At 65.0% G+C, this 19,860-nt stretch carries 12 protein-coding genes, 1 tRNA gene, 2 rRNA genes and 1 other RNA gene (1 of these 16 cut by a window edge); 7 read left to right on the forward strand and 9 right to left on the reverse strand.

What is annotated here, in order from left to right; genetic code table 11:
• Positions 1-122: 122 nt before the first annotated feature.
• The 4 genes from ACCQ04_RS20060 to ACCQ04_RS20075 are packed head-to-tail and all read left to right on the forward strand — an operon-like array spanning position 123 to position 6,190.
• Positions 123-1,241: an AAA family ATPase gene (locus ACCQ04_RS20060; protein WP_226428026.1), complete on the forward strand. Its 1,119-nt coding sequence runs from the start codon at positions 123-125 to the stop codon at positions 1,239-1,241.
• Entirely contained in the window at positions 1,238-1,651 is a 414-nt protein-coding gene (locus ACCQ04_RS20065) for a bpX5 domain-containing protein (RefSeq protein ID WP_046345136.1), read from the forward strand. Before ACCQ04_RS20060 ends, ACCQ04_RS20065 begins: the two co-directional genes overlap by 4 nt.
• Complete coding sequence (locus ACCQ04_RS20070; RefSeq protein ID WP_024937653.1) at positions 1,648-3,498, forward strand: hypothetical protein; 1,851 nt, start codon at positions 1,648-1,650, stop codon at positions 3,496-3,498. The genes ACCQ04_RS20065 and ACCQ04_RS20070 overlap by 4 nt, the downstream gene beginning before the upstream one ends.
• Positions 3,491-6,190 (forward strand): bpX6 domain-containing protein, encoded by a 2,700-nt coding sequence (locus ACCQ04_RS20075; protein WP_226428025.1) that lies wholly within the window; start codon positions 3,491-3,493, stop codon positions 6,188-6,190. Before ACCQ04_RS20070 ends, ACCQ04_RS20075 begins: the two co-directional genes overlap by 8 nt.
• 90 nt (positions 6,191-6,280) lie before the next feature.
• Here the strand turns inward: ACCQ04_RS20075 and ACCQ04_RS20080 are convergent, their stop codons facing one another.
• Positions 6,281-7,315: a DUF4272 domain-containing protein gene (locus ACCQ04_RS20080; protein WP_226428024.1), complete on the reverse strand. Its 1,035-nt coding sequence runs from the start codon at positions 7,313-7,315 to the stop codon at positions 6,281-6,283.
• A 70-nt stretch (positions 7,316-7,385) separates the two neighbouring features.
• On the opposite strand from ACCQ04_RS20080, the gene ACCQ04_RS20085 reads away from it, so the two are divergent.
• Positions 7,386-7,461: non-coding RNA, sX9 sRNA (locus ACCQ04_RS20085), on the forward strand.
• A 4-nt stretch (positions 7,462-7,465) separates the two neighbouring features.
• Here the strand turns inward: ACCQ04_RS20085 and ACCQ04_RS20090 are convergent.
• Together ACCQ04_RS20090 and rep are read right to left on the reverse strand one after the other, a co-directional pair.
• A complete protein-coding gene (locus tag ACCQ04_RS20090) occupies positions 7,466-8,056 on the reverse strand; it encodes a GNAT family N-acetyltransferase (RefSeq protein ID WP_039527662.1) in 591 nt (196 codons plus the stop codon).
• 63 nt (positions 8,057-8,119) lie between these two features.
• A complete protein-coding gene (gene rep / locus ACCQ04_RS20095) occupies positions 8,120-10,096 on the reverse strand; it encodes a DNA helicase Rep (RefSeq protein ID WP_104601520.1) in 1,977 nt (658 codons plus the stop codon).
• A 113-nt stretch (positions 10,097-10,209) separates the two neighbouring features.
• On the opposite strand from rep, the gene ACCQ04_RS20100 reads away from it, so the two are divergent.
• The gene (locus ACCQ04_RS20100) at positions 10,210-10,875 is read left to right on the forward strand and encodes a thymidine kinase (protein ID WP_226428023.1); all 666 of its coding nucleotides are present in this window, start codon (positions 10,210-10,212) and stop codon (positions 10,873-10,875) included.
• Between the two features lie 206 nt (positions 10,876-11,081).
• Positions 11,082-12,326, forward strand: coding sequence for a GAF domain-containing sensor histidine kinase (locus ACCQ04_RS20105; protein WP_226428022.1), 1,245 nt, complete (start codon positions 11,082-11,084; stop codon positions 12,324-12,326).
• Positions 12,327-12,474: 148 nt separating this feature from the next.
• On the opposite strand, the gene ACCQ04_RS20110 is transcribed toward ACCQ04_RS20105, so the two are convergent.
• The 6 genes from ACCQ04_RS20110 to ACCQ04_RS20135 form a co-directional block, all read right to left on the reverse strand.
• Positions 12,475-14,076 carry an OpgD/OpgG family glucan biosynthesis protein gene (locus tag ACCQ04_RS20110; RefSeq protein ID WP_226428021.1) on the reverse strand — a complete coding sequence of 534 codons (1,602 nt, stop codon included), beginning with the start codon at positions 14,074-14,076 and terminating at the stop codon, positions 12,475-12,477.
• Between the two features lie 68 nt (positions 14,077-14,144).
• The gene (locus tag ACCQ04_RS20115; protein ID WP_226428020.1) at positions 14,145-15,248 is read right to left on the reverse strand and encodes a DUF4380 domain-containing protein; all 1,104 of its coding nucleotides are present in this window, start codon (positions 15,246-15,248) and stop codon (positions 14,145-14,147) included.
• 183 nt (positions 15,249-15,431) lie between these two features.
• Positions 15,432-16,247 (reverse strand): bifunctional DNA-formamidopyrimidine glycosylase/DNA-(apurinic or apyrimidinic site) lyase, encoded by an 816-nt coding sequence (gene mutM, locus ACCQ04_RS20120; protein ID WP_226428019.1) that lies wholly within the window; start codon positions 16,245-16,247, stop codon positions 15,432-15,434.
• A gap of 246 nt (positions 16,248-16,493) precedes the next feature.
• Positions 16,494-16,608, reverse strand: a 5S ribosomal RNA gene (gene rrf, locus ACCQ04_RS20125).
• A gap of 112 nt (positions 16,609-16,720) precedes the next feature.
• Positions 16,721-19,601: ribosomal RNA gene (locus ACCQ04_RS20130) — 23S ribosomal RNA — on the reverse strand.
• Positions 19,602-19,828: 227 nt separating this feature from the next.
• Positions 19,829-19,860, reverse strand: a tRNA-Ile gene (locus tag ACCQ04_RS20135) (it continues 45 nt past the right edge of the window).

The following is a 19,860-nucleotide window of genomic DNA, read 5'->3' on the forward strand; positions in this document are numbered from 1 at the left end:
CAGGATACCCGCACGCTCGTGGCAGCCTCGTTAATGCCATGCGCCACCGCTTCATCACCCGTTCCACAGGCGGTCGCCGGTGCCTGCACCGCGCCGCACGTTTTGCTCGAAGGACCGATCGCATGCACGCCCATCCCGCCGCCGCGCGCATTCGCGCCACCGTCCAGGCCGCCACGACCGGATTGATCGAGCGCGATCAGCTGGCCGAATTGATCGTGCTCGCAGCGGTGGCGCAGGAACATCTGCTGATCATCGGCCCGCCGGGCACCGCCAAGAGCGCGGTCGTGCGGCGCGTCGCCGCCGCACTGGGCGGTCGCTATTTCGAATATCTGCTGGGCCGCTTCACCGAACCGGCAGAGTTGTTCGGCCCGGTGGACCTGCGCAAATTGCGCGAGGGTAGCGTGCAGATCGACGTGACCGGGATGTTGCCCGAGGCGGACATCGCCTTCCTCGACGAAGTCTTCCTGGGTTCCACCGCCATCCTCAACACCTTGCTCGGGCTGCTCAACGAACGCCGCTTCCGGCGTGGCCAGACCGATCTGCACTGCCCGTTGCGCCTGTGCGTGGGCGCGGCCAACGCGCTGCCGGACGACGATGCGCTGGCGGCCTTCAGCGACCGCTTCCTGCTGCATCTGTTCGTCGACCCGGTGGCGGACCATCAGCTCGAAGCGCTGCTGTCCGGCGGATGGCAGGCCGAGCGTGCGCCGCTGCAGCCGGTCGCCGGGCTGGCCGACCTGGACCTGTTGTGCGAACAGGCACGTGCGGTGGACATGGATGGCGCACGCACGGCGCTCGCCGCAGCGATCCGGACATTGCGCGGCGCAGGCGTGCAGCTGTCGGATCGTCGCCTGGTCAAGACCCAGCGGCTGATCGCCGCCGCCTGCGTGCTGGCCGGACGCACCCAGGCCAGCGAGGCCGATCTGTGGCCGCTGTTCTATGTGCTGCCGACCCGCGAGCAGCAAGCCAGCGCACGCGACCTGCTGCGCGGCACCCTGGCCGCCGCCACCAATCCCACCTTGCGCGCGGCCGTCGAACAGGCCGCCCTGCAACCGCTCTCGCGCACTGCCCGGCTGGTGGAGGCCGCCCAGTGCTGCCTGCAGGATCAGCACAATCCCGCCGTGCGCACCATGGCCGAAGCCTTGCTGCGCGAGATCGATGCCAACTTCACCGCAGCCTCGCTGCCGGCCGAGCTGGCCCACGAACGCACGCGCCTGATCGAGCAGATCGGCAGCGGCACGTGAACTGGTCGTGGCAGGACGAGCCGGTGCCGGTCGCCCCGCAGGGGGTGATCGGCGTGGGCGATGCCGCACGCGGGTTGCTGGCGGCATGGGCGCGCCTGTCCGACGGCGCGGGCTTGCTGGTCACCGCCACCGCGCAGGCCTTGCTGCTGACCGGCCCTGCGCCGCAGCTCCCCTGGGCCGACGGCGTGCAGTACGTGGCGCCGCGCGCGGACGCCCCCGGCCTGTGGTTGCCCACCGCCGAACGTCCCGACCTGCCGCTGGAACTGCTGGAGCGTGCGCTGCGCCGCCAGCACGGGGCGCAGCCGCTGTTGCTGCTGCGCTCACCGGCACTGGTGCTGCCGCTGCATCGGTTGCTGCCGGCGCGTGCCGAGGTCGTGGCGCAGATCCGTCAGCGCTGGGAGGCCGCGTGAGCGCCGTGCTGCAGATGCCTGCACCGCTACAGCCCTGGCGACTGTGGCTGGACTGGTTCGACCCGCAGATCGCCGCCCAGCTCGGTCCCTGGTTGGTGCGCCTGGACCCCTTGCTCGGCCGCGCCAGTCGCCTGCGCCGCCAAGACGGCGACAGCGAGCCGGACGGCATCGACGATCTGCGTCGGCGTGGCAGCTACGAGCACCTGCTGCTGAGCGAGTGGGCCCTGGCAGACGCACTGCCGGAGGAATTCCTGCGCCGCGCAGCACACGCCGAGCACCTGTTCCTGGTGCCCCGGATGCAGACCCGCACGCGCGATGCGCGCCTGGTGGCGATCTTCGATGCCGGCCCGGCGCAATGGGGCGCACCGCGCCTGGCACAGATCGCGTTGTGGATCCTGCTGGCACGCCGTGCGCAGGCGGCCAATGCGCGCCTGGTCTGGGGCCTGGCACATCTGCCCGGCGAGCTGCACGACGCCGACAGCCCCGCCCGGCTGCAGCAGCTGTTGCAGGGCCGCACCTTCGAGGCGACCGGCACGCAGCACGCGCACGCCTGGGCCACGCAGTTGGCAACCGCCACGCCGACCACCAGCGAGTGCTGGTGGATCGGTGCGCAACCGGTGCGCGCAGCACCGTTCCACCACCAGGCCAGCATCGCGCCTGCAGCCGATGCGCATCTGCAGGTGGGACTGCAGACGCGCCACGGCACCCGCAGCAGCCTGTTGCCGGTGCCTGCCAGCATGGCCGCCACGCAGCTGCTGCGCGGGCACTTCATCGACACCCAACGCCCCGCCGAGGCCGACGCCGCAAAACACGTGGTCAAGGGCAAGTTCTCGCTGCGCCACGCACCGCTGTTCAGCCCGGACGGCAGCCATGTCGCGTTGCTGCTGGCAGACGGCTACCGCAGCGCGATGGTGAAGGTGCAGCCCGCCGACAGCGTCAAACGGGCGGCGCCGCGCTATCACCAATGGACGCAGGGCGGACAGCTGCTGTGCCTTGCGGCGCAGAACAAGCACGTGGGCGGCATCGTCGCGATCGGTCAGCAGGCCGAGTGCTGGAATCTCGATGGCATGCCCCGCTCCATCGAGGCTGGCGGTCAGAGCATCTGTCCCGTACCTGGCCAGGTGCGGCTGCGTCCGTGCGTGTGGCTCAACAGCGGCGGCCAGCCGCAGCGGTTCCTGCTGTGGGACCAGCACGGCCGGCTGATGTCGTGGACGCGCGATAGCGCCCAGCGGCAGCGGGTTGCGCACGGCAGCGAGATCGCCGGGCAGGTGGTGGCGCTGGCGCAAGGCGATGCCGAGCACGCGGTCTACGCCACCCATGTCGCGGGCGAACTGCGGCTGCTGCGCCTGCATCGCACCGGCAAGCAGGACCTCGTCCTGCAGCTGGCGCTGGGGTCGCGTCCGCCGGTCGTGTTGCTGCGCAACCTGGTCCAGGAGGGCCAATGGCGTGGCGCCATCGCCCTGGAACTGGCAAGCCGCCAGGCCGGCGGCGACCGCTCGCTGGCCTACCGGGTACTGCACGGGGGGCCGGCCGATGGCTTCCAGGAATTCGAGGCGATCGTGGCGTCCGGCGACAGGGCGATCGGCCTGATCGGCGACCCCGACGCGCCGCAACACAGCCTGCTGCTGGTGCTGCGCGCCGATCGTCGCGCACTGCTCGCCATCGGCGCCACCGGGCGCCGGACACTGCATCGCGCCGCCAGCGAGATCAGCGCTGCGGCGGTGTCCAGCGATGGCGCGCGGGTCGCCCTGGTCACCCTGCAGGGGCAGGCCTGGATCCTGGGCGATGGCGGGCTGACCCCGTTGATGGTGGTGCAAGGCCAGGCAGAGCAACCCGGCCATGACTAGCCCCGCGCGCACGGACAACGCTGGCGGCAGCGTGCGGTACCCGCTATGGCACGGCAGCCAGATGGTGTCGGCGTTGTGGTTCTCGGCGGCGTGGCTCGGCCCGGAGCAACGCCTGGCCAGGCTCGTACGCGCCTGGCAACCGGGCAGCCGGGCGCTGCGCTTCGCCGACGGCGATGTGCTGTGCTTCGCCGCGCCGCGTGCGCTGGTCTGCGAGCAGGCGCCCGGCCTGGCGCTGTGCCAGGCGCATGGCGGCCTGTTTTCCGGCGCGTTGACCGCCGCCGAGGCGGCGCAGTTGCCCCCCGCCGATATCGGTCTGGTACATGGCGCCCAGGTGATCGCGCTGCAGTGGCACCAGGCGCTACCGCTGGATCCTGCCGAGGCGATCGACATGACCGGCTACCCGCTGCACACGCCCTACGACTGCAGCCCGAGCGCGCCACCGCTGGAGGTGGACCGGCTGCGCGGCAAACCGCTGCGGCAACTGCTGGGCGATGCCGTCCCGCCAGCCAGCGCAGAGCGCGATGCGTTCCTCCGCGCGCTGAAGACGCAGCGCCCCGAGGTGCAGAACAGCACGCTGTGGCAACGCCTGCTGGCGCGCGCTCAGCGCACGCTGGGCAGCGCGCATGCGCCGGCATCGAACCGATCCGCAGCCACCGGGCAGCGCACGCACGTGCCGGCACGCCGGGACGCAGCAGCGGTCTCGGCCTGGCGCACGCGGCTTGCCCGCGCACTGGTTGCCTCGCGGCTGGCCGGCCTGGTCGGACATCGCCAGGGTGCCTACATGCGCCGGATGCTGCGCCAGTTCGAGAACGGCGATCTGGACGAAGCCTTGCGCAATGCGCTGCCGCTCGATGGCGTGGGCGAGTCCTTGGGGCAGGCGTTCGGGGTGCCACAGCGGCGCAGCGACCTGAGCTTGTCGCGCACGCGCGGCGCCGGCACCCGCATCGGTCTGGGCGAAGACCTGCAGGCGCATCTGCGCGCGACCTATCGCAGCGCCTTCGCGCGCCTGGACCGCGAGGGGCAGATCGATCGTGCGGTGTTCGTCCTGGCCGAATTGCTCAATGCGCGCCACGAGGCGCTCGACTATCTGGTCAAGCACGCCCGTTACACACAGGCCGCAGAGCTGGCGCTGGGCTGGGACATGCCGGCGGCGATGACCATCCGGCTGCTGATGCTGGCCGGCGATCATGCACGTGCCGTGCAGGTCGCGCGCCGCGATGGCGCCTTCGCCGCGGCAATCCAGCTGCTGCACGGCACCGACCGCGCACTGGCCGACGCGCTGCGGCTGGAATGGGGCCAGGCACTGGTGCAGGCCGGCGACTTGCTGGCCGCCGTGGACGCGGTGTGGCCATTGCACGCGGCGCGCAACCAGGCCGCGCAGTGGCTGCTGGCCGCCGAACAGGCCGGCAGCACGCTGCGCGCACGCGCCCTGGTCAAGCGCGCGCAGCTGTTGCCGGACACGCTGGAACACTATGCCGAGCGCATCGCCGCGCTTGCAGACCCCACCGCCGACGCCGCACCGCGCAGTGAAATGGCAGCGGCGCTGCTGGTGGATGCTTCCCCCAACCGCTCGCTGCAACAGCTGGCGCGGCAGCTGCTGCCGGCGATCGCCGCCGATCATGCGTTCGCACGCAACAGCCTGTCCGTCGGCGATCTGACCACGCTGCTGAAGCTGGCCAAGGACCCCCTGCTCAGCGCCGATATCCCAGCCTTCAAACCACGCGCCGCGACCAGCCAATCCAGGCTATGGGAGGGCGCCACCACCGTGCACCTGCAGGCACCGCAGGCCGGCCTGGCGGCCATCCACGACGTGGCCGCACTCCCGGATCGCCGCTATCTGCTGGCCCTGGGCGAAGCCGGTGCGGCGGTGGTGGACGCGCACGGGCGCCTGCTGCGGCGCTACCCGGCGCCTGCATTCGGAGTCGTCATCGCCGATAGCGGACAGGTCGCCCTGGCAATCGCCCCCCGCGAGCGCGTGTCCACCGTCCATCGGCTGGATCTGATCACCCACGCGATGCGCGACCTTGGCCAGATCGCGCTGCAATACGCCGCGCCCAGCTACAGCGGAATCGGCTGGAGCATCGTGGTCGACAACCGGCTGCTGGTCGTCGATACCGACAAGGATCTGCACAGCGTGCTGTGGCATGTCGGCGACCTGCCTGGCCCGGTGATTGCGGCGGGATTCTTCAGCGATTGCGAGGTGTATCTGGTGCAGGCCTGCGAGCAGCTGGAGGACTGGACCTACAGCCTGCCCGAGAGACGCCTCAAGGCGCGCGATCCCCTGCGCGTGGACCCGCAAACGCCAGTGCTGGCGCATCGGCTCGGCAGCGTGCAGCAAGCGGATGTGCGCACCGATCCCGATGGCGACATCTGCCTGCACTACCAGCACCTCGGCAACGCCCGTCAGTGCCGGTTGCATCACCGCAGCGACGCATCCGGCGCGCCGGATGGATCGAGCGTGGTGGCGCTTGAACTGGGATTCCTGGTTGGCCTGCATTGGCCGCACGGCGCGCGCTATTTCCTGGTGCGCCACCATGACGGCGGCATCGTGGCGTCGCTGGACTGGCCTGCGGGCATCGCGGTCAAGGTGCGCGAGCAGCCCGGCCACCTGCTGTTGCATGACGCACACGGCCGCTTGCTGGATCTGCAGACCGACCGCTCGCTGACCCACGCCCTGTCCTTCCTCGGCTAGCGCGCAAGATCCCGCCGCGCCACGACGCCATGCGGATGCACGCCGCTGAGGGGCTTGGCAGCACCAACGTCGCAGCGGTGCCCGCTCCGCTCAGGTCGGCGTATCGACCTCATCCCAGTCGGCGTCTTCGAAGTGCAGCAGCCAGTTGAGGGTGTAGTGACGCTCGTAGACCACGCCCGGCACGATGCCGGCCGGTGGCGGTTGCTCGCTCTGGCCGGCCTGGCGCACCGCCCAATGCAGGCGCAAGTGCCGGTCCAGCGCATCCAGCAGTTCGGGCACCGGCCGTAGCGTCAGCAACGGCCGCGTCGCGGCCTCAGCATGCTCCAGCGCGCGCTGGGCAGCCAGGGGCACATCGCACAGGCTGGTCGGCTCCGGCAGCGCCTCGGCCAGCCCCAGGGCCCACTGCAGCACGGCCAGGCTCTCGTAGCGCCATCCGAAGTTGGCGAGCTGCTGCGGCTCCGGCGCAGGCTGGGCAAAAAAGGCGCGCTCCTGCGGCGACAGTGCCACCGCCACGCCGGGCAGGCGGGCGTCCATCTCTTCCAACCCGGGTGGCGTATCGCCGGCGGCCAGCATCTCCGCGCGCAAGGCCACCGCAAACAATGCCAGCATGCGCTGCGTCACCGCCGCCGCATCGCGCACCCGCGCTTCGGCCTCGCCAGGCACCGGCGGCAGGCTGGGGGGCACGCGGATGCCTTGCGCGGTCAGCTGCGCGAGTTGCTGCGCACGCCGCTGCAAGGCATCCGGCGGATACGGCACCTGCGCCTGGTCATCGAGCGCGGGCTCGCCCTGGCTGATCAGCACCCGCCCGTGCGGGTCGCGCACGCTGCCATCGGCCAGGAAACACACCGCGTTGGCCTGCTCGGCCCACTGCGCCAATTCCCCGAAAGCCGCATCGTCGACCTCGAAGGTGAAGTGCTGGCGCACCCGCTGCACATGCCGCATCAGGTGATAGCGCGGCTGAGTCATCTGGCCGTCGCCGGCCTGACTCACGTAGCCGACGAAGCCATGCAGATGCGTGGCCAGTTCCGGATCGGCGTGGTCGCGGTGCTGCACGGCGGCACGCGGCAGGAAATCCGGCCACAACGGCTCGCGCAGCGTGGAGTAGGCGTTGACCAGCAATGGCATGCAAGTGTCCTTGTTGGGGCGACGGACACAACGACGGCGCTTATCGCCAGGCAGGTGCGGTGCGGAGGCGCTGCGCCGCTCGTCCACCGAAGTGCCTGCGCGCCGTCCCCGCCACGCTGACGACTGTTTGCTACGTTGTGTCGGCCGCGTTCAGCGGTGAGAGTCGCCGCCAGGGTGCCGCAGGCCTGCCCGGCTGTCCATGTCGGCCGGAGCGAGCGCGATCGTGTAATACAGCACCGGATGGTCCTCCTGGCTCAACACGCGCAGGCCTTGCCGCTGCAACCCAAGTTTTTCCAGCGCGCGAATCGAATCGGCATTGTCCGGCGACACGATCGCGCACAACTGCGGCAACCCCAGCACATCGCGCGCATGGTCCAGCACTGCGCGCCCGGCCTCGCTGACATAGCCCTTGCCGCGATGTTCGGGCAGCAGTGCAAAGCCGATATGCGGCACCGGCAAGGTATCGCGGCACAACAACCCCAATGTGCCGGCAAACGCCCCTTCCGCGCGCGTCTCCACCGCCCAGTGCGCAAAGCCGTATTTTTCCTGGTGCGCCTGCGCCCACTCACGCAGATGATCACGCGCCTGCTCGCGGGTGCGCACACCGCGGTCGTTGATGCCGGCGATGAAACCGGGGTCGTTGACCAGCGTCAGCACTGCGTCGGCATCGCGCTCGGGATCCAACGTACGCAGGCGCAAACGCGGGGTTTCGATCACGACAGTCACGGCGCACTCCGGCATCAGGGCAAACCAGACTGCCGTGCAGGCGTGTCGCTGGCAAGCCTGCGCGGTACGCAACAACCGCTAGTCGAACAACGCCTGGATCGCCGCCAAGCCCGCGCTGGCGCGCTCCTTCTTGCGCTCGGCATCGGCCACCGGGTCGGCGCCGTCGCGCTGCAATTCTTCGGCCGGGATCTCGTCGAAGAAGCGGCTGGGCTTGAGCCGCACATGCTCGCCGAACTTGCGCGTCAATTTGCTGTGGCTCATCCACAGCTGCTCCTTGGCACGGGTGATGCCCACATACAGCAGGCGGCGCTCTTCCTGCAGGTTGCCTTCTTCCAGGCTCACTTCATGCGGCAGCACGCCGTCCTCGCAGCCGACGATGAACACATAACGAAATTCCAGGCCCTTGGACGCGTGCATGGTCATCATGCGTACCTGGTTGCCGCCATCGTCCTTGTCGTTGCGCGACAACAGCGCCAGCTGCGCGGCCAGATCGCTGGCACTTGCACCACGCGGGCCGCCTTCGAACCACTCGGCCAACTCGTCCAGATTGCGCTTGCGCCGCTGGAAGCCGGTTTCGTCCTTGGACTGATTGCGCAGGTCGTTGAGCAGGCCGGATTTGTCGGCCAGCATGCGTACCAGCTCCCCCGCCGGCAGCCTGGCCGAATGCTCGCGCATATCGCGCAGGATATCGGTGAACGCACTCAGGCCATTGGCCGCACGCGCCGGCAGGTGCTGCAGCGCGCCCATCGACTCGGCCGCGCGCGACATCGGCACCGACTTCGCACTGGCAAGCTCGGCCAGCCGCGCCAGCGAGGTCGCACCGACCTCGCGCTTGGGCGACTGCACTGCGCGCAAAAACGCCGCGTCATCTTCGGGGTTGACGATCAGCCGCAACCACGACAGCACGTCCTTGACTTCCTGCCGCTCCAGAAACGCAGTGCCGCCGGTCAGGTGATACGGCACGCGCAGCAGCTGCAGCGCCTTTTCCAATGGCCGCGATTGGAAATTGCCGCGAAACAGGATGCAGAAATCGCTCCACGGCACCTGCTTGGCGGTACCCAGGAACGAGATCTCGGCGGCGACCTTTTCCGCTTCGTGCTCGCTGTCGCGGCATTCCCACACGCGGATGCGCTCGCCGTCGGCCTGGTCGCTCCACAAGGTCTTCAAATGCTCGTGCGGGTTGTGCGCGATCAAGGCATTGGCCGCACGCAGCACGCGGTTGGAGCAGCGGTAATTCTGTTCCAGCTTGATGATTTCCAGCGCCGGATAATCGCGGCCCATCTGCTGCAGGTTTTCCGGATTGGCACCGCGCCAGGCGTAGATGCTCTGATCGTCATCGCCCACGCAGGTGAAGTTGCCGCGCGGCCCGGCCAGCATTTTCAACAGCCGGTACTGCGCATCGTTGGTGTCCTGGCACTCGTCCACCAGCAGGTAGCCGATGCGCTCGCGCCAGCCCATCACGATCTCTTCGTTGGCCTCCAGGATCTGCACCGGCAGGCGGATCAGGTCGTCGAAGTCCACCGCGTTGAAGGTGGTCAGCCGCGCCTGGTAGCGCTCGTACAGGCTGGCGGCTTCCTTTTCGCGGTTGCTGCGTGCCGCCGCCATCGCCTGTTCGGGCGACAGGCCGGCGTTCTTGGCGCGCGAGATCAGATTCTTGGCATCTTCGATCGCATCGGGCTTGGCGCCGTGCATCAGATCCTTGATCTGGGCGGCGGCATCGTCGGAATCGAAGATCGAAAAGCCGCGCTTCAAGCCGGCAGCGGCGTGCTCGATCTGCAGGAACTTCAGCCCCAGCGCGTGGAAGGTACAGATGGTCAGGCCATCGGCGCCATCGCCACGGATGCGCTTGGCCACACGCTCGCGCATTTCCTTGGCCGACTTGTTGGTGAAGGTGATCGCGGCGATGCGCTTGGCCGGATAGCGGCCGGTGGCGATCAGGTGCGCGATCTTCTCCACGATCACGCGCGTCTTGCCGCTGCCGGCACCGGCCAGCACCAACAAGGGACCTTCGCAGTGCAGCACTGCGGCGCTTTGCGGGGGATTGAGACCGTGCATAGAGGCTTCCAACAGAGCAGGTCATTGTACCGGCGCCGCGCCGGGCAGGCCTGCGCCGCCGGTTCATGCAGATGGCTGTCACCGCCGACCGCCCGGCCCGGTAAAATCCACCGATGGCCAAGCTCTACTTCTACTATTCGGCAATGAATGCCGGCAAGACCACCACCTTGCTGCAGTCGGCGCACAACTACCGCGAACGCGGCATGCGCACCTTGATCCTCACGCCCAAGCTCGATCACCGCGCCGGCAGCGGCGTGGTGGCCTCGCGGATCGGCCTGCGCGCGGACGGGCGCACCTTCGATCGCGGCACCGAGTTGCAGCAACTGATCGAACGCGACATCCAGGCCGAAGGCGCGCTGCATTGCGTGCTGGTGGACGAGGCGCAGTTCCTCAACCGTGGCCAGGTCTGGCAGTTGAGCGAGGTGGTCGACCGCCTGCGCGTGCCGGTGCTGTGCTACGGCCTGCGGACCGACTTCCGCGGCGAGCTGTTCGAGGGCAGCCAGTTCCTGCTGGCCTGGGCCGACGAGCTGGAGGAGATCAAGACCATCTGCCATAGCGGCAGCAAGGCCACCATGACCGTGCGCGTGGATGCGCAAGGCCACGCGGTGCAGGACGGCCCGCAGGTGGAGATCGGCGGCAACGAGCGCTACGTGTCGGTCAGCCGCGCCGAGTTCAAGAAGATCATGCGTGGCGAAGGCCGCATCGACCCGCTGCAGATCGCGTTGCCGCTGCCGCCTGCGGGCTCGTCGGACAGGGAAACCGGCACGGGGACGGGCTGAAGAATTCAGCCGAAACGCTGTCGACGCATTGCCCCGGTATGCACGTGTGATGCGCCGCTAAACCCCTGCAGGCATTCGATCGCCGCTGTATTTCCGCTACACATCAACAGGCGTATCGTTGCCGTGCCGTTGCAGCGATCCACGCGCAACCAGGCGCAACCGCAGTCCTGTAAACTGGCGACCATCCACTTGTCGGGAGGCAATTCATGGGTCCGCTTCCTCCCGAGTTACGCGCAGATATCGCGCGTGTTGGCCGGCTATCGTCGGTCCCGGATGTCCTGACCATTCTCACCCGTCTGACCGGCATGGGGTTCGCGGCTGTTGCGCGCGTGACCGATACGCGCTGGATCACCTGCCAGGTCCGCGACGAGCTGTCGTTCGGCCTGGCGCCCGGCGACGAGCTGCCCCTGGTCACCACCTTCTGCGACAGCGTGCGTACCCAGGGCAACGCCTTGTGGTTCGGCCATGCCTCTGAGCACCCGGTCTTCCGCGACCACCCCACGCCGCGGCTGTATGGCTTCGAGAGCTATGTGTCGGTGCCGATCAGGTTCGACGACGGCAGCGTGTTCGGCACCTTGTGCGCGCTGGACCCGCTGCCGCGCGTCATGGATGCGCCGATGGTGGAAAAGGTCGAGCTGCTGGCGCAACTGCTGGCAGCGCAGATCCAGGCCGAACAACGCGCCGAAGAGAGCGCGCAGGAATCGCGGCGCGCACGCAGCGAACTGGGGCGTATCGGTGCCTCCGCGCGCCTGCGCGAAGAATTCATCGGCATCCTTGGCCACGATCTGCGCAACCCGCTGCAGTCCATGCATGCGGTGGTGGACATGCTGGCGATCGACCCGCTCAACCAGCGCCAGGGCGGCGCGATCCGGTCGATGCAGCGCAGCCTGCGGCGCATGGAAGAACTGATCGACTTCGCCAACGATTTCGCGCGCGGTATCGAACGCGACTGGCTGCAGCTGGACTACGGCAACGGCAGCGATCTGCTCGATGCCTTGTCGCAGGTCGTCGACGAAACCCGCGCCGCGTATCCGAACCAGGTGCTGTCCACGCATGTGGCCATCGACGAGCCGGTGCATGGCGATGCGGTGCGCCTGGCGCAGATGTTCGGCAGCCTGATGATCAACGCCGTGGTGCAGGGGCAACAGAGTTCGCTGATCAAGGCGGTCGCGGTCACCGAGCAGGGCCGCCTGCGCATCGAGGTTTGCAATCTGGACGGGATCGATCCACGCCGGCTCGACGTGCTGCAGGCCTCCACCCACGTACACACCGGCGGACGCGCCTTGCCCGAAGTGGATCTGGGCCTGCACATGGCCGCCCAGATCGCCCGGGCCCATCAAGGCGAACTGCGTATCCTCAGCGGCAAGGACGGCACCTGCTTCCGGGTGGACCTGGCCTGCGTGCGCCCGCGTGCGCGCATGCAGTTGGTCAACAGCTCGACGTCGGCGTGAGTCCGCGGCGCCTGGGGCGACGCATCGGCGGCTGTGCGGCTGCAACCCAGCCGCGGTCGACATCCTAGATCGGCGGCCTGTCGTCACTGCGCCATCCGCACCTGCGTGACAATCGCCCACCTTATCGGTCGCGCAACGTCCCTGTGCGCTAGTAGACCTTGCGCTCGCTCGCCGGCGGCGGCGTCCACTGGTACAGCCAGGTTTCGGTCAGCGGCTTGCCGTTGGCGCGCAGGAACAGGCGGATATCGATCTGCCGGGTGCTGTCATCCGGCGGCACCAGGTCGAACATCGCCCGATAACCCTTGAGCTCATGCAGCGGACGCGCCGACACGATCTCGGTGCTGCCACGCGACACCTGGAGGATGGCCTCGACCTTGGCTTTCGGGTCCTTGGTCAACGCAGCCAGTTCGCCACCGGCAAAATCCACCGCAAACCGCCACGAGAAATGGCTGCGCTTCTGCCCGACGATGCCGCCCAGGCCAGTGCGCGTGGCCACGCAGTGCGCCAGCGGCGAGCTGGCCGGCGGATGCGCGCCCCAATACAACCGGTACCCCATCAGCAACTCTTGCCCCGGCTGCGGCTTGTCCTGCGGATTCCAGAACGCCACGATGTTGTCGAAGGTCTCGTCCACGGTCGGAATTTCGACCAGTTGCACCGAGCCCTTGCCCCAGCCGTTCTTGGGTTCCACCCACAGGCAGGGGCGCTTCTCGTAGAACACGCCGTCGTCCTGGTAATGGTCGAAGTTGCGATCGCGCTGCAGCAGGCCGAATCCGCGCGGATTCTCATCGACGAACATGTTGAAGCGCAGTTGCGGCGGGTTGCACAACGGCCGCCAGATCCACTCGCCGCCGCCGGTCCACATCGCTAGGCCATCGGTGTCGTGGATTTCCGGCCGCCAGTCCCAGTCCATGCGGCGATCGTTTTCGCCGACCTGGTACATGCTGGTGCACGGGCCGATGCCCAGCCGTTCGATGGTCTTGCGCGGGTAGAGCGCGCTGTCGATCTCCATCACCAGCACTTCGCCATTGGTGATGGCAAAGCGATACGCACCGGCAACGCTGGGCGAGTCCAGCAGCCCGTACACCACCACGGTGTTCGAATCGTCGGCCGGCTGTTCCAGGTAATAGGCAATGAAGTCCGGAAACTCCTCCGGCCCACCGGTACCGGTGTCGATGGCCAGCCCGCGCGCCGACTGCCCGTACTGGCCTTCCTTGCCGACTGCGCGGAAATAGCTCGCGCCCAGGAAGGCCGAGAAATCGCGATCGGTGTCCTTGCGCGTGTTGAGACGGAACCCGGCAAAGCCCAGGTCCTTGGGCAACTGCTTGCCGCCCAGCCCGCTGCTGCCGTAATCGAACGCTGCCGGATCGTACGCAAGTTGCTGCGCCTGGCCGTCGACGATGTCGTAGATGTGCACGGGGGTATGGAAATACAGCCCCAGATGGAAGAACTTTGCCTGGAACTTGCCGTTGCCGTCGGCCCATAGCGCATGGTCCTGGCGGTAGCGGATCGACTGGTATTGATCCCAGTTCAACGCTTCCAACGACCCCGGCAGCAGCTGCTTATGGCTCTTGTAAGGCGCCGTGGCCAACGCACGCGCCTGCCCCTTGAGCCAGCCATAGTCGAATGGCTGCGGCTGCCCCAGGCGACGCAGTCCAACGGCCTTGGCCGCCAACGCCCACTGCGGCAGCGCCGGCAAACCGAGCGCGGCCAATGCGGCGGCGGCATTCTTCAGGAAGTGGCGTCGTTGCATGCGCATCGGTCTGCTCAGGGAATGGCCGCCATCATAGCCACAGCTCGGCGCGGAGGTGAATGCGGAGGTCAGGGCGCGGCAGACGAAGGCGCGCACGCATTGGTCAGCTGCAGCTCCTGCGCCTTGCTGCACAGGAACTGGTGTTGCGCCTGCTGCGCGTCGGGTCCGGTATAGCGCAGCAAGGTCCATTGCTCGTTCGCCTGCATGCGCTCGTCCGGCGCCAGCTGCCGGTACGGCGCGTGCACTTCCATTTCCAGCAGCCCGCGCTCGGGATGCTGCGGCGGCGCGTCCAGATACAGCTCCACCTGCCCTTGCTCCGGATGGATGGCTGACAGCGGCTGATGCGCAAAGCGGATCACCAGCACCTGGTCGCCCGCAAAGCCTGCCATCCAGCCTGCCGAAGGCTGCAACAACACCTTGCCACGCTGAATCAGCCCGTCCTGACGTGCATCGGCACGCAATGCAAACACGCCGCCGTGATGCCGGTAGGCCGGCGCAACCGTGCCGGCCTCGGTCGGCGGCTGGAGGCGAATGTCTGCCGCGTCGGCAACCGGTACGAACACGCGCGTGCTCGCCGCGACACGCGTGTTGAACCATAGATCCCAGGCGATGGACTCGCTGCGGATATTGCGGGCGGTGGCCTCCACCTCCACGGTATCGGCACGTGTCGATGAAAGAGCCACGCGCTTGCGTAGCTGCACGCCGGTGACCGGACTTGGCACGCCTTCCAGGATCAGTTGATCGCCACAACGTGTGACTGCACGTGTGGTTGCCAACGACAGATACGGATCCGGTGGCCAGACCGCGGTGGCCGCCTTGCGTGTCGGGTTGACCTGTTGATGCACCCACCACTGACTCTGCGGCCCTACCCAGACATCGTGGCCGAGGTACGGGATATCGCCTGCAGTCGCGGACACTTTTGGCGCGGGCTGCTGATCAACCGCCTCGCCGGTCTTCAACACGTTGGGGTATCCACGCAAATTGAAGGACAGCACGCGCCCACCGAACGCGGGCGTGGCACTGAGTTCAACAACTCGGTTGTGCAACTGGATGCGCTCAACTGCGGGTTTGGTGTTGGACATAAGCTCATCCGCGCATGCGCCTGTTGCCAGCGGCAACGCTGATGCAACCACAAGCATGATCGGCATAACGTAGCGCAGTGAGGCAGGCATGGACGACTCCAATCGCAGGACGTCACGATTGTGGCGCGATGCACGGCAACGCACCATCAAGCAATCGGCCACTGCGGCTCCAAGCGCGCCGTTTCTGTTATCCGAGAGCTACTGGCCAGCGGTCGTCACTAATCCAGAACTGGAGGCTGGTGTTTCGATCAGCGTGGGTCACCTGGCGGGCGTTCAACGTTGGCAACTGCTGCACCACACCGTCGCACGTTGCCCGATCGTGGCGTGTTTCAACACACGTCCACACTGCTTGCAGGTTTCACCCTCGCGCCCATACACCGTGAGTTCCTGCTCGAAGTAACCGGGTGCCCCGTCCGGGCTGATGAAATCGCGCAGCGTGGTACCGCCGCGCTGGATGGCGTAACCGAGGATGTCTTTCACTGCCGTGGCCAGACGCCGGTAACGGTCCAACGACACTTTGCCCGCTTCGCGTAATGGGCTGATTCCGGCGCGATGCAGGCTTTCTGCCGCATAGATATTCCCCACGCCGACGACGACCGCCTGATCCATCAGAAAGGTTTTCACTGCCGCGCGCCGGCCATGCGCCAATGCATGCAGATAATCGCCAGTAAATGCATCCGATAATGGTTCCGGGCCGAGTGCCGCCAGCAGATCGTGCACGTGTGCATCGCTCTGCCACAACAGGCAACCAAACCGACGCGGATCGTTGAAGCGCAGGACACGGCCATTTTCCAGGCTGATATCCACGTGATCGTGCGCCCGCGGCGGGGTATCGCCGGGTAAGACGCGCAGGCTTCCGGACATTCCAAGATGCATCAGCGCGCTGCCGCCGGCATCTGTATCGATCAACAGGTATTTGGCCCGGCGACGCACATCGGTGATGGTCGCACCGGTCAACAAGCGCTCGATCTGCTCGGGAATGGGCCAGCGCAGGTCGGGGCGTCGCAGGATGACGCCATGGATGCGTTGGCCAACCAGATGCGGAGCCAGGCCACGCAAAGTGGTTTCGACTTCGGGCAGCTCGGGCATGCAGGTCTCCAATCGTCCAGGCCGGCGGTACGCCGGCACGGATCAATATGGTGGCCAACGGCAGTAAATCCAGCTCGTCGCCCCAGTCTCGTTACGGTGCTCGATTGCGCCTAGAGCGTCCGAGTGCCGTGGCGCTACTCGGCTTCGGCTTCGGCTTTGGCTTTGGCCTTGGCTTTGGCCAGTTGGCTTAAATTTCACGCAAAAAGAAACCCTCAGTCCTATTGGACTGAGGGTTTCGGGTAAAGCCCCTGGCGATGACCTACTCTCGCATGGCTTGAGCCACACTACCATCGGCGCAGCTGCGTTTCACTTCCGAGTTCGGGATGGGATCGGGTGGTTCCACAGCGCTAATTTCACCAGGGAGACGGTTGGAGCAGCGCTTCACAGCGCTCGTCTCGCATAGGTAACTTGTGACGTAGCTTGCGTTTGGTGATTTACCAACGTTCGTTGGGACCAAGGCAACTTGAGGTTATATGGTCAAGCCGCACGGATCATTAGTATCAGTTAGCTCAATACATTGCTGTACTTACACACCTGACCTATCAACCACATAGTCTATATGGTTCCTTTAGGGGGCTTGTGCCCCGGGAAGTCTCATCTTGAGGCGCGCTTCCCGCTTAGATGCTTTCAGCGGTTATCGCTTCCGAACATAGCTACCCGGCAATGCCACTGGCGTGACAACCGGAACACCAGAGGTTCGTCCACTCCGGTCCTCTCGTACTAGGAGCAGCCCCTCTCAAACTTCCAACGCCCATGGCAGATAGGGACCGAACTGTCTCACGACGTTCTGAACCCAGCTCGCGTACCACTTTAAATGGCGAACAGCCATACCCTTGGGACCGACTACAGCCCCAGGATGTGATGAGCCGACATCGAGGTGCCAAACACCGCCGTCGATATGAACTCTTGGGCGGTATCAGCCTGTTATCCCCGGAGTACCTTTTATCCGTTGAGCGATGGCCCTTCCATACAGAACCACCGGATCACTAAGACCTACTTTCGTACCTGCTTGATCCGTCGATCTTGCAGTCAAGCACGCTTATGCCTTTGCACACAGTGCGCGATGTCCGACCGCGCTGAGCGTACCTTCGTGCTCCTCCGTTACTCTTTAGGAGGAGACCGCCCCAGTCAAACTACCCACCATACACGGTCCCTGATCCGGATAACGGATCTAGGTTAGAACGTCAAGCACGACAGGGTGGTATTTCAAGGATGGCTCCACTGCAGCTAGCGCCACAGTTTCATAGCCTCCCACCTATCCTACACAGACGAACTCAACGTTCAGTGTAAAGCTATAGTAAAGGTTCACGGGGTCTTTCCGTCTTGCCACGGGAACGCTGCATCTTCACAGCGATTTCAATTTCACTGAGTCTCGGGTGGAGACAGCGCCGCTGTCGTTACGCCATTCGTGCAGGTCGGAACTTACCCGACAAGGAATTTCGCTACCTTAGGACCGTTATAGTTACGGCCGCCGTTTACTGGGGCTTCGATCAAGAGCTTCGCCTTGCGGCTGACCCCATCAATTAACCTTCCAGCACCGGGCAGGCGTCACACCCTATACGTCCACTTTCGTGTTTGCAGAGTGCTGTGTTTTTGATAAACAGTCGCAGCGGCCTGGTTTCTGCGACCCTCTTCAGCTATAGCTCGCATGAGCCACCAAAAAGGGTGCACCTTCTCCCGAAGTTACGGTGCCATGTTGCCTAGTTCCTTCACCCGAGTTCTCTCAAGCGCCTGAGAATTCTCATCCTACCCACCTGTGTCGGTTTACGGTACGGTCTTCGTGAGCTGAAGCTTAGGAGCTTTTCCTGGAAGCGTGGTATCAGTGACTTCGCCATAAAGGCTCGTCTCGGTGCTCGGTCTTAAAGGATCCCGGATTTGCCAAAGATCCAAACCTACCGCCTTTCCCCGGGACAACCAACGCCCGGTACACCTAACCTTCTCCGTCCCTCCATCGCACTCACGCGAGGTGCAGGAATATTAACCTGCTTCCCATCGACTACGGCTTTCGCCCTCGCCTTAGGGACCGACTAACCCTGCGTCGATTAACGTTGCGCAAGGAAACCTTGGGCTTTCGGCGTGCGGGCTTTTCACCCGCATTATCGTTACTCATGTCAGCATTCGCACTTCCGATACCTCCAGCAGACTTCTCAATCCACCTTCGCAGGCTTACGGAACGCTCCTCTACCGCGCATAAAACAAGTTTTATGCACCCCAAGCTTCGGTTCACTGCTTAGCCCCGTTAAATCTTCCGCGCAGACCGACTCGACCAGTGAGCTATTACGCTTTCTTTAAAGGGTGGCTGCTTCTAAGCCAACCTCCTGGCTGTCTATGCCTTTCCACATCGTTTTCCACTTAGCAGTGAATTTGGGACCTTAGCTGTGGGTCTGGGTTGTTTCCCTTTTCACGACGGACGTTAGCACCCGCCGTGTGTCTCCCGGATAGTACGTACTGGTATTCGGAGTTTGCAATGGTTTGGTAAGTCGCGATGACCCCCTAGCCATAACAGTGCTCTACCCCCAGTAGTATTCGTCCGAGGCGCTACCTAAATAGCTTTCGAGGAGAACCAGCTATCTCCGGGTTCGATTAGCTTTTCACTCCTAATCACAGCTCATCCCCGTCTTTTGCAACAGACGTGGGTTCGGGCCTCCAGTACCTGTTACGGCACCTTCACCCTGGCCATGACTAGATCACCCGGTTTCGGGTCTACTGCCCGCGACTATGCGCCCTTATCAGACTCGGTTTCCCTTCGCCTCCCCTATACGGTTAAGCTTGCCACGAACAGTAAGTCGCTGACCCATTATACAAAAGGTACGCAGTCACTCTTGCGAGCTCCTACTGCTTGTACGCACACGGTTTCAGGATCTATTTCACTCCCCTCTCCGGGGTTCTTTTCGCCTTTCCCTCACGGTACTGGTTCACTATCGGTCGGTCAGGAGTATTTAGCCTTGGAGGATGGTCCCCCCATATTCAGACAGGGTTTCACGTGCCCCGCCCTACTCGTCTTCACTGGAGTGGCCCTTTTAAATACAGGGCTATCACCTTCTATGGCCAATCTTTCCAGATTGTTTTTCTAAAGCCATTCCAGCTTAAGGGCTGCTCCCCGTTCGCTCGTCACTACTTAGGGAATCTCGGTTGATTTCTTTTCCTCCGGTTACTTAGATATTTCAGTTCACCGGGTTCGCTTCCAGCAGCTATGAATTCACTGCAGGATACTGCCGAAGCAGTGGGTTTCCCCATTCGGATATTGCCGGATCAAAGCTTGTTGCCAGCTCCCCGACACTTTTCGCAGGCTACCACGTCCTTCATCGCCTCTGACCGCCTAGGCATCCACCGTGTGCGCTTATTCGCTTGACCATATAACCCCAAGTTGCCTCGGAGCTACATGCCGTGTTGTGTGGGGTACAAAGCCACCAACGCGAACATACGACTCAATTATTTAGGGACTCGAAGTCCCCGCCTTAGCCTCAACGACACGTTTAGATAGATATCTCAAACGCTCGCTACGTCACAAGTTATAAAAGAACATGTATCAGCCTCAACGCTGATCCATATAAATTCTTAAGTGTGCACTACATTCAGAGTGGTGGGTCTGGGTAGACTCGAACTACCGACC

Origin of the sequence: Xanthomonas sp. NCPPB 2866 (assembly GCF_041475745.2) — a bacterium.
Classification (GTDB): domain Bacteria; phylum Pseudomonadota; class Gammaproteobacteria; order Xanthomonadales; family Xanthomonadaceae; genus Xanthomonas; species Xanthomonas arboricola.